This is a genomic window from Paraburkholderia sp. (assembly GCF_026225065.1).
In the GTDB taxonomy this organism is placed as follows: Bacteria; Pseudomonadota; Gammaproteobacteria; order Burkholderiales; family Burkholderiaceae; genus Paraburkholderia.
Map to the genome: position 1 here is coordinate 1 of NZ_JAMFSB010000436.1, position 9,493 is coordinate 9,493.

9 protein-coding genes are annotated in these 9,493 nt (G+C 59.4%); 3 read left to right on the forward strand and 6 right to left on the reverse strand.

Features of this window, described 5'->3' with window-relative positions:
* The coding region (locus M0954_RS29565) for a 23S rRNA (adenine(2030)-N(6))-methyltransferase RlmJ (RefSeq protein ID WP_297357034.1) at positions 1–781 on the forward strand (781 nt) is incomplete at its 5' end.
* Between the two features lie 77 nt (positions 782–858).
* Here the strand turns inward: M0954_RS29565 and M0954_RS29570 are convergent.
* From M0954_RS29570 to cueR, 3 genes are all read right to left on the reverse strand, one after another.
* Positions 859–1,221, reverse strand: a complete 363-nt coding sequence (locus M0954_RS29570) for a hypothetical protein (RefSeq protein ID WP_297357036.1) — start codon at positions 1,219–1,221, stop codon at positions 859–861.
* Positions 1,222–1,482: 261 nt separating this feature from the next.
* Positions 1,483–1,629: a DUF3563 family protein gene (locus M0954_RS29575; protein ID WP_074265275.1), complete on the reverse strand. Its 147-nt coding sequence runs from the start codon at positions 1,627–1,629 to the stop codon at positions 1,483–1,485.
* Between the two features lie 297 nt (positions 1,630–1,926).
* The gene (gene cueR / locus M0954_RS29580; protein ID WP_122155611.1) at positions 1,927–2,349 is read right to left on the reverse strand and encodes a Cu(I)-responsive transcriptional regulator; all 423 of its coding nucleotides are present in this window, start codon (positions 2,347–2,349) and stop codon (positions 1,927–1,929) included.
* A gap of 226 nt (positions 2,350–2,575) precedes the next feature.
* On the opposite strand from cueR, the gene M0954_RS29585 reads away from it, so the two are divergent.
* Positions 2,576–2,779, forward strand: coding sequence for a heavy-metal-associated domain-containing protein (locus M0954_RS29585; protein WP_122154113.1), 204 nt, complete (start codon positions 2,576–2,578; stop codon positions 2,777–2,779).
* 13 nt (positions 2,780–2,792) lie between these two features.
* On the forward strand, positions 2,793–3,728 hold the full coding sequence (locus M0954_RS29590; RefSeq protein WP_297357038.1) for an SDR family oxidoreductase: 936 nt from the start codon (positions 2,793–2,795) through the stop codon (positions 3,726–3,728).
* A gap of 120 nt (positions 3,729–3,848) precedes the next feature.
* Here the strand turns inward: M0954_RS29590 and M0954_RS29595 are convergent, their stop codons facing one another.
* Genes M0954_RS29595 through imuA form a run of 3 tightly spaced genes read right to left on the reverse strand, consistent with a single transcriptional unit; the run spans position 3,849 to position 9,126 of the window.
* Positions 3,849–6,998 carry an error-prone DNA polymerase gene (locus M0954_RS29595; protein ID WP_297357040.1) on the reverse strand — a complete coding sequence of 1,050 codons (3,150 nt, stop codon included), beginning with the start codon at positions 6,996–6,998 and terminating at the stop codon, positions 3,849–3,851.
* Positions 6,999–7,004: 6 nt separating this feature from the next.
* Positions 7,005–8,489, reverse strand: a complete 1,485-nt coding sequence (locus M0954_RS29600; RefSeq protein WP_297357042.1) for a DNA polymerase Y family protein — start codon at positions 8,487–8,489, stop codon at positions 7,005–7,007.
* Complete coding sequence (gene imuA, locus M0954_RS29605) at positions 8,419–9,126, reverse strand: translesion DNA synthesis-associated protein ImuA (RefSeq protein ID WP_123384451.1); 708 nt, start codon at positions 9,124–9,126, stop codon at positions 8,419–8,421. The genes M0954_RS29600 and imuA overlap by 71 nt, the downstream gene beginning before the upstream one ends.
* Positions 9,127–9,493: the final 367 nt, after the last annotated feature.

The following is a 9,493-nucleotide window of genomic DNA, read 5'->3' on the forward strand; positions in this document are numbered from 1 at the left end:
CGTGCACTTGCTGCGCTATCTCGCCCAGAAGGACAAGGCGTACTGGTACATCGATACGCACGCGGGCGCCGGTGTCTACTCATTGCAGGAAGGCTACGCCACCAAGACGGGCGAGTTCGAGACCGGCATCGCCAAGCTGTGGGGACGTAAGGACTTGCCGCCCATGCTGGCCGATTATGTGGATGAAGTGGCGGCCCTCAATGCGGATGGCAACCTGCGCTTTTATCCCGGCTCCCCGTATCTCGCATGGCGGCTGATGCGCGAACAGGACCGCATGCGTCTGTTCGAACTGCACACCACTGAAATCGACGTGTTGCAGCACAACTTTCGCGATGCCGGCCGGCGCGCCCTGCTGTATGCCGGTGATGGTTTCGAAGGCGTGAAGGCTTTGCTGCCGCCACCACCTCGCCGCGCGCTGGTGCTGATCGATCCTTCGTTCGAAGACAAACGCGACTACCCGCGCACGCTGAATTGCGTCGAGGAAGGTCTCAAACGGTTTGCGACCGGTACTTACGCGGTCTGGTATCCACAGGTCACGCGCCTTGAATCGCAGCGCTTTCCGGATCAGCTAAAACGCCTGCAGGAACGTAACTGGCTGCATGTGTCGCTGACCGTTAGCAATCCGCCGACGGATGGTTTTGGACTGTTCGGCAGCGGCATGTTCATCGTGAATCCGCCCTACACGCTGGCAAAAATGCTGAAAGAAACCATGCCGTGGCTAGTGCAGACACTAGGCCAGGACAAGGCCGCGCAATTCAAGCTGGAACATCGCGGCGATTGACGGATGCGCCGCCTTGCAGCGCAGTCGCCCTGCCCCGCATGTTCGAATCGGCGGCTTCCTGAAGGCTGATCCAGCGTCTACTGCGACGACTGCGCTGGCCGCATCTGCGATTTCGAATGGGAGGACGACGTGCTGCCCCCGGCAGGCAACTGAATATACGGGGCAACGATGATCGGTGTGGACGAGTTCGAGTTGAGCTCGGTGGGCGTCGCGATCGGCTTCGCCTGAACGATGCGCTCGTGCGAAAGCGGTGCAGTCTGCAGCACCGTGCCGCTGTGGCCATCGCTGATACCGCTTTGCGTATCGAGTATCAACGGCTTCCCGCCGCTCGACGAATCCGCAAATGCCGCCGGTGCGCCCAGCATAAGCAGCGACATCGCAGTAAATAGCGCGGGGACAACGGCGCCCTGAAAGGCGCGAATCAATCGGACTGGAGCCATGAGCGGACCGGGTTGGTTGCGGGAATGCCGGATTGCGCAAAAAACGCTTTACCTTACCGCGGTGGCAACGTTCAAGCTAGTCGATATTGAACGGCGCGTGTGAAGTGGGCCGGTAGGCGGCCACTGAGCGACTGAATAACGGCTGGCCAACGACTCCGGCTAAACGCAGACTCCAGATGTGACAAAGCCCCGTCTATACGGGGCCTTACGCTCTACTGCTGCGACTGCGCCGTCGCGGGTCAACCGGACTTCAGACTTCTTTTACAGCGAATAGCCGTTCGTTTCGAGCGAGCGAATGCGCTGTTCGAGCTGGACGATGTCCGACGACGATGCGAGGTAAGCCTCACGGCGGCTACGTTCAGCCGTTTCAAACCAGGTGCTCAGCTTTTCAAGAAGATATGCAAACATGATGTTCTCCAAGGATCAGAAATGAATCCCCGGTGGATTGGACATCAGGGATTTCCCTTATGAAGGGTTAACCCTGATTATAGCCTTCTGGTGCAACCTGGCTAGTGAAATGCCCGAATGACGTGCATTCCGTTTTGGAATGGTGCATCCGGAATTAGGCATCAAGTGACTGATTTTGATAGATTAAATGGTGTCTCAGTGCGAATTTCATGCGATCAGATTTCAAAAACGCACCGTTTCAGTGCAAATATGTGGCCCGGTTGCAACGAATTTTCATCGAGGTTGCACCTTTCGTTATCAGTCGGCATGGCAAGTATGGCTAGCCGCCGTCGCAGGATCCGCGAGACCCTCGATGATTGGGCAATCGGGCCGCTCGTCACCGTGGCAATGATCGGCCAGGTGCGAAAGCGTGTCGCGCATCTCCGTCAGTTCGGCGATCCGGCGGTCGAGATCTGCCACGTGCTCAAGCGCGATCGCCTTGACTTCGGCGCTGGCGCGCGAGCGGTCCTGCCACAAAGCCAGCAAACGGCGGATGTCCTCGACGAGAAAGCCCAAACGCCGCGCCTGGCGAACGAAGCGCAGCGAGTGCACCTCCTGCGGGCCGTAAACCCGATAGCCGGCTGTCGTACGGGACTTTGCCGCCAGCAACCCGACACTTTCGTAGTAGCGAATCATCTTCGCCGTGACGCCCGATGCACGGGCCGCTTCTCCGATGTTCATGACTGTTTCCCTTGTCGACCAAAGTCCGTGCTTCAGCAGGCGGGCAGAGTTCGCGCTTTGGCGCATGACTCTGCTTCCATGCAGAGCACTTCCTCTGGCCCACGCAATTCGCTTGTGGTGTCTGCCGATCGTACACCTTCCCACCGTGGGAAGGTCAGTCCTTCAGTTGCGTCCTGGCAGGCATAATTCAACCGTTGCACCATTCACGTTTCTCGAGGCAAAGCAGATGACGATCGAATTTCAGGTAGAAGGCATGAGCTGCCAGCACTGCGTGGCGGCAGTCACCAACGCGATTCGCGGGCAGGACGCCACGGCGCAGGTCAAGGTCGATCTCGCGACAGGCCGGGTGGCGGTCGAATCGACCCAACCGGTCGATTCGCTCAAGGCGGCGATCGACGAGGCCGGCTATACGGTCGTCGATGCTCACTAAGGTAGGCTCGCCTATGTTCAAAGTTGCCGTGATCGGCGCGTCGGGCTTGCTTGGCCGCGCGCTCGTCGACGAGTTGGCGCAGCAAGCGGACTGGCAGATCGTTTCGACCGCGTTCCGGCGCGCCGGGCCGCACGACGTCACGCTCGATATCCGTGATGCGCAGGCGGTCGAGCAGTTTGTCGAGCGCGAGGCCCCCGATGCGATCGTGATTGCGGCGGCTGAACGCCGTCCGGATGTCTGCGAGCATGACCCGGCGTTGGCCCATGCGCTAAACGTCGACGCAGTGCGCACCTTGGCTGCAGCTGCCAGGAAACGCGACGCCTGGGTGCTGTCGATCTCCACGGACTATGTGTTCGACGGCACCCACCCGCCCTACCGCTTTGACGCCCAGCCGTCGCCGATCAATGCGTATGGACATAGCAAGCTCGACGGTGAGCGAGCGCTCACTGAGACGACCGATCTTGGTTGCGTGTTGCGTCTGCCGCTGCTGTACGGGCCAATTGTCGATTGGGCAGAATCGGCCGTAACCAGTCTGGTGCCGGCCATTGCCGCATCGGCGAGTACTTCGTCGAACCCAAAGGCGGCCGTGATGGATGCATGGGCAATCCGTTACCCAACGTTTACGCCCGACGTTGCGTTCGCTATCCGCCAAATGCTCGAACGGCATGCGAATGGGGAAACCATTCGCGGCATCGTGCAGTGGTCGGGCGATGAGCCGATGACGAAGTACGAGATTGCGCTCCGTCTGGCCGAGGCGCTGCAACTTGAGGCTCGGCTTACGCCGCAGCACACGCCGACGGATGCGACGCCGCGTCCGCACAACTGTCATCTGGATTCGAGCCGTCTCGAAGAGCTGCGGATAGGCCGCCGTACGCCGTTCGATACGGCGATCACGCAGGTGTTGGCGAAGTTTCCGTGGCGAGGCAGCGACGGTAGCCACTCGGCGTAGATCGACATTGCAGATCGTCATGGCAAGCCGCAACAAGCCACCATGGTCCGTTCGGACAGCGCAACCTCCTCCCGTCCGAGTCTGCTTCCCCGCGCAATTTGAATCCGGCAAAACAGGTCATCAGCAAAAATCCCTGCTGGTGGACTGCAGCCCACCCAGCAGATGCGACATATCTACCAGTCGATGCGCAACGAGGTGCTGCACTTCCCCTTCACGCTGCCAGACGCCGTACACCGCGAGCAGCGACGCCCCCAATACTTCCTTGCGCTGTCTCTCGAGCAGAGTTGGCCACACGATCACATTGACATTGCCCGTCTCGTCTTCGATTGTGATGAAGATCACGCCTTTCGCCGTACCCGGCCGCTGCCGAACCGTAACGATCCCGCAGGCGCGCGCCAGTCGTCCGTTAGGATAACTGCGTAGCGTCGACGCCGGCATCAGCCGGTTGGCCAATAATTGAGGCCGCAGCAATTGAAGTGGATGACGGCCGAGCGTCAACCCCACCGAGCGGTAGTCCGCGACGATCTCATTACCTTCCGATGGCGCGCCCAGTTCCGGCGTCTCATCCTGCACGGCGGCGATGGCCAGCATGTCCTTGTCGGGCATGGCGGCCACCGAATGCCACAACGCCTCGCGACGATTGCCTGCGAGCGCAGCCAGCGCATTCGCATCGGCCAGCACGTGCAGATCGTGGCGGTTGAGTTGCGCGCGGCGGGCCAGGTCATGCACACTCTTGAACGGCCGCACCGCGCGCGAATTCTCAATGCGCTCTGCGGCGTTGTCTTTCATGCCACGCAACAGCGAAAGCCCCAAACGAACCGCTGGGCGCTCTGCACCTTCGATCGTTTCGAGCGTCGAGTCCCATCCGCTGACGGTCACATCGACCGGCAACACCTTGACGCCATGCCGCTGCGCATCCTGCACGAGTTGCGACGGCGAGTAGAAGCCCAGCGGCTGACTGTTGAGCAGGCCGGCGAGAAATGCCTCCGGCTCGTGACACTTTAGCCAGCTACTCGTGTAGACAAGCAAGGCGAAACCCGCTGCGTGGCTTTCCGGAAAGCCATATTCGCCGAAGCCCTTGATCTGCTCGAAGATTGCTTTGGCAAAGCTTGGATCGTAGCCATTTTTTTGCATCCCGGTCATGATGCGATCCTGGTACTTCTCCAACCCGCCCTTGCGCTTCCATGCGGCCATTGCACGGCGCAGTTCATCGGCTTCGCCTGCCGTGAAATCGGCCGCGATCATCGCCACCTGCATGACCTGCTCCTGGAAGATAGGCACCCCCTTCGTGCGTCCCAAGGCTTTCTTCAACTTGTCGCTTGGATAAATTTCAGGTTCCAATCCCTGCCGACGGCGCAAATAAGGATGCACTGCACCACCCTGAATCGGTCCTGGACGCACAATCGCCACCTCAATGACGAGGTCGTAGTATTCGCGTGGCTGCAAACGCGGCAGCATGCTCATCTGCGCACGCGATTCGATCTGGAACACTCCGATGGTGTCAGCGAGGCAAATCATGTCGTATGTCTTTTTATCGTCATCTTCTATGTCCTGCATCTCGAAGCGCTCGCCGCGGCGCGTCGATACAAGATCGAGCGTACGCCGGATCGCCGACAGCATGCCAAGCGCAAGCACGTCGATCTTGAGAAGTTTGAGCGATTCGAGATCATCCTTGTCCCATTCGATCACCCGGCGATCCGCCATTGCCGCATTCTCGACAGGCACAAGACGCGTGAGCTTGCCACGGCTGATCACGAAACCACCGGAATGCTGCGACAGATGTCTCGGAAAGTTGAGCAGTTGCGACGCGAGTCTCGCCCAGGCCTGAATCAAAGGCTTCTCCGGATCGAGGCCCGTCTCTTCAAAGTGCTTCAGCAGATCGTGACTATTGTCGAACCAGTGATGAGATTTCGCGACCGCGTCGACGATCTGCGGATCGATCCCCAGCGCCTTACCTGTCTCACGCAACGCGCCTCGCGGCCGGTAAGTAGACACAGCCGCAGCAATCGCCGCGCGGTCATGCCCATACTTTTTATAGATGTACTGGATCACCTCTTCGCGTCGCTGATGCTCGAAGTCGACGTCGATATCCGGTGGCTCGCCACGCTCCTTAGAAATGAAACGTTCAAACAGCATGTTGCTGCGCGCTGGATCCACCTCGGTGATATACAAGCAATAACATACGACAGAGTTGGCCGCCGATCCTCGTCCCTGACACAGAATGTTCTGGCTTCGTGCGTAGCGAACAATGTCGTAGACCGTCAGAAAATACGGCTCGTATTTCAGGTCCTCGATGAGTGCCAGTTCGCATTCGATCTGTTGCCCGACCTCATCCGAGATACCGGAAGGAAAACGTCGCTTCGCGCCGATATACGTCTCCTGACGAAGATACGCAGTGGGCGTGAAACCTTCGGGCACGAATTCATCCGGGTATTCGTAATGCAACTCGTCGAGCGAGAATTTGCATCTGCCAAGTACGTCGATCGTTTCGCGCAAAGTATGCTCGGGATAAAGATTCGCAATGCGCAGTCGCGAGCGCAAATGCTGCTCGGCGTTAGGCGCGAGATCGTAACCGCACTCATGAACTGGCTTGCCGACGCGGATTGCCGTCATCGTGTCCTGCAAAGGCTTGCGCGAACGCACATGCATCACGACGTTGCCAAGTGCGACGACTGGTACGTTCTGACGATCCGCAACATATTCGATTTCACCTCGATGAATATCGTCCATCGCGCGCTGATGCAGCACGAGACCTACCCACGCACGGCCGGGAAAGGTCTCGTCGAGCCATTCGATTTGAGCGTCCAATGCCTCTTCTTTGGCGGGAAATGCAGGCACCAGAATCGCGAGACAATCAGGCATGCCGCGCAAGTGGACGTTCTCGCGATCAGGCCGTGACAGATCGTGTGGCGTGAGCCTGTATTCACCCTTCGGCGCGCGGGTCCGACCAAGCGTAATCAGCTCCGACAGATTGCCGTAGCCCTCACGATTCTGCGCAAGCAGAATCAGTCCGAACGCAGGCGAACCATCGGCATTGCGCAATTGAAAATAAGAACCGATGACAAGCGGCAGCCCCACCTCTTTCGCCGCTACATGGGCGCGCACAACGCCTGCGAGCGAACATTCGTCGGTGACGGCCAGCCCCTCGTAACCCAGTTGTACTGCGCGCTTGACCAGATCCTCCGCATGCGACGCGCCATGCAGGAACGTGAAGTTGGAGAAGCAGAACAACTCGGCATACGGCGGTAGCGCAGTGAAGGTCGAGTCCATTGCGCATCACCCGAATAAGCCATGAAGGAACCAGCGCGGCGCTTCTTCGGCATCGCGACTGCTGATGCGCTCACGATAGATCCAGTAGCAACTGCGGTCCTCGGCTTGCGCAACGAAGTAGTCGCGCGTGACGAGTTCACCGTCGAACCAGCCAGCTTCGATACGCTCAGCCGGCGACATCAGCCGCAGCGACGAGTCATAAAACGGCCGATGCTGACGCATCAGCAGACGCATGGGCGTGGCCAACATCCATGTCGGACGCGGCAGGCCATCGGGAAACGTGCTGTTATTCGCTGCCTGGCTAACCGGCACCCAACGGTTCGCAACTTCCGGCCGGTAATCCCCAGTCGGCGCAGGACGCAGCACGTTCTCGTCGCCAAGCCGCGCGATCAGTAATTCAATCAGACGCGCGTGGTCCTCCGGCGAGCCCCCGGGTTCCGGAAACAGGCTGTCTGTATCAGGAGCGGCCGAGTCGACCTTCGATGCATCAAGGCGCAACGCAATGGCCGGCGCCGCAAGTTCCACACGATGCAACCGCTCCTTCACGAGATGCAGCAGATGGTCTTCATGCCACGTCGGCTCACCAAGCGCAATTTCGATCAGCGTCGGCGCAAGCGCCTGCCTGCCTCGTTCGTGTTCGATAGACAGCGTGATCGCAGTGACCGCCAATTGCTTCGCGCACAACCACCCGCACAACTGCACGATCATCCTATGTGCGGCGAATACTGCGCCGTCCGCATGTTCGAGCCGGTCGGGCAATTCGATGCGCGCGGAGAATGTGGGCGGCAACTCGAGCCAGCCGAACAACTCTGGCGCCATACCGAAGGCACGATCCAGCGAATACAGCAAATGTTCGCCGCAGCGGCGCTGCAAACCCGCACGCGGCAAGTGACGCACGTCGCCAATCGTCTTGCTGCCCAAGCCCGAGAACCAGTCGGCGAACGGCCGGATCTCGGGCACCGCGAGCATAGGCAGCGGTAGCAGCGCGCGCTCAAGTGAGGCGAGCTGCAATACTCTGCGTGCACCGCCATGCCCCTGTCCATACTTCGCCAGTAGCCATGCGCCCTGCCCGGTCGGCGCAGCACTGAAGCGTGCGGTCAAACCAAACGTGTTGAGCATCGACTTGGCCTGCCGGCACAGCGACAGCAGGCCGCCGAAAAGCCGGAGACTCGCGCCGACTTCGACGATTACCGTCGCCTCATCTAGCAGCGCGACATCAGGCGAAAACTTCAGTAGCGCCATACCGACTTCCCGTTGTGCAGCGGCTTCACGTGCAATGTCACGCTCGTACATTGCGGTTTCCGGCGATAACGTCAGTACTCCACCGCGCTTCATACCAAGCAGCACACCCGCTTCACGCGCCGCCCTGTCCGCGATCACCACCTTGTCTTTTTCGAGCACGGCACTGCCGTGCGCCGGTTCAGGCAACCACCTCGGCCGGAAGACTTCGAGGGACAACTTCGGCAAGTGGACGGCGAGAAAGACGCGCATGACGGGAAAACAAAACTGGAGTGGGTTGAAGAGAAATCGACAGAGGCTCCGCGCGTATTGGACCTCGTCGTTTCACGATGTCGACGATCAGGCCTTCTGCGGCGGGTCGTAAAGCCAGCCGCAATAGCGCCGGCGATGAATCTTGGGCCGCCGTAAGTGGCCGCACCATGATGAACAGCGTCTCAGATGATTGCGCAGCCAGATGCAGGCGTCGCAGCGATGACGACTGCGCGTGTTGCGCCCACAAAATCAGCGCACCACAGCTGCCGGCGCGCAAAATCTGTTCGGCCGACCAAAGGGCATCAGTTGCTTTTGGTGGCTTGATTTGCAGCAGACGATCGAGCGATAACCCGATATACCGAAGTCCCAATCCGTCAGGAATGTGCGGCGGCTGGACCAGCGCAATCGGCCGCTCTCCGAGCGAGCTAAGCGCGGGCTGCAAAAGCCGCATTTCACCGACACCGGGTTGCTGAACCAGCAGATCAATCAATGCACCAACTGGCCAGCCGCCACCGGGTAACTCCGTCGAAAGTACTGGATAGCCGGTGTCCACCATGTGACCACGCCCACGCGCAAGCTGTGAGGCTCGCCAGAGCGACGGGTGAATCTCTTCGGCACTGATGGCGGAGACTGGCATTGAGCGCAGGGGAAACCTGTATATATATACAGTATCCTACACGTAAATCTGCGCCCGTGAATTGGCACTTTTAGGGGATGGCAAGAGACGCCAGGCGCACAAATACTGTTTATTTATCCAGTATTTTGGAGAGAATTAAGCGGTGGTTGGCAACTGGCGGGGAAGCTTCGCCAGACCGGCCTTTGGTGGACCAGTATCTTTGCGAAGACCGCCAAGGCGGTTGTGGTCATGCTAGGCATGCTTGCGCGTTTTTGTGCGCGTAAACGCAGAAACCCCACCTTTTGTGGGGTGGGGTTTCTGATGCTGCTGGGGAGCCTGACGATTACCTACTTTCACACGGGTAATCCGCACTATCATCGGCGTGGAG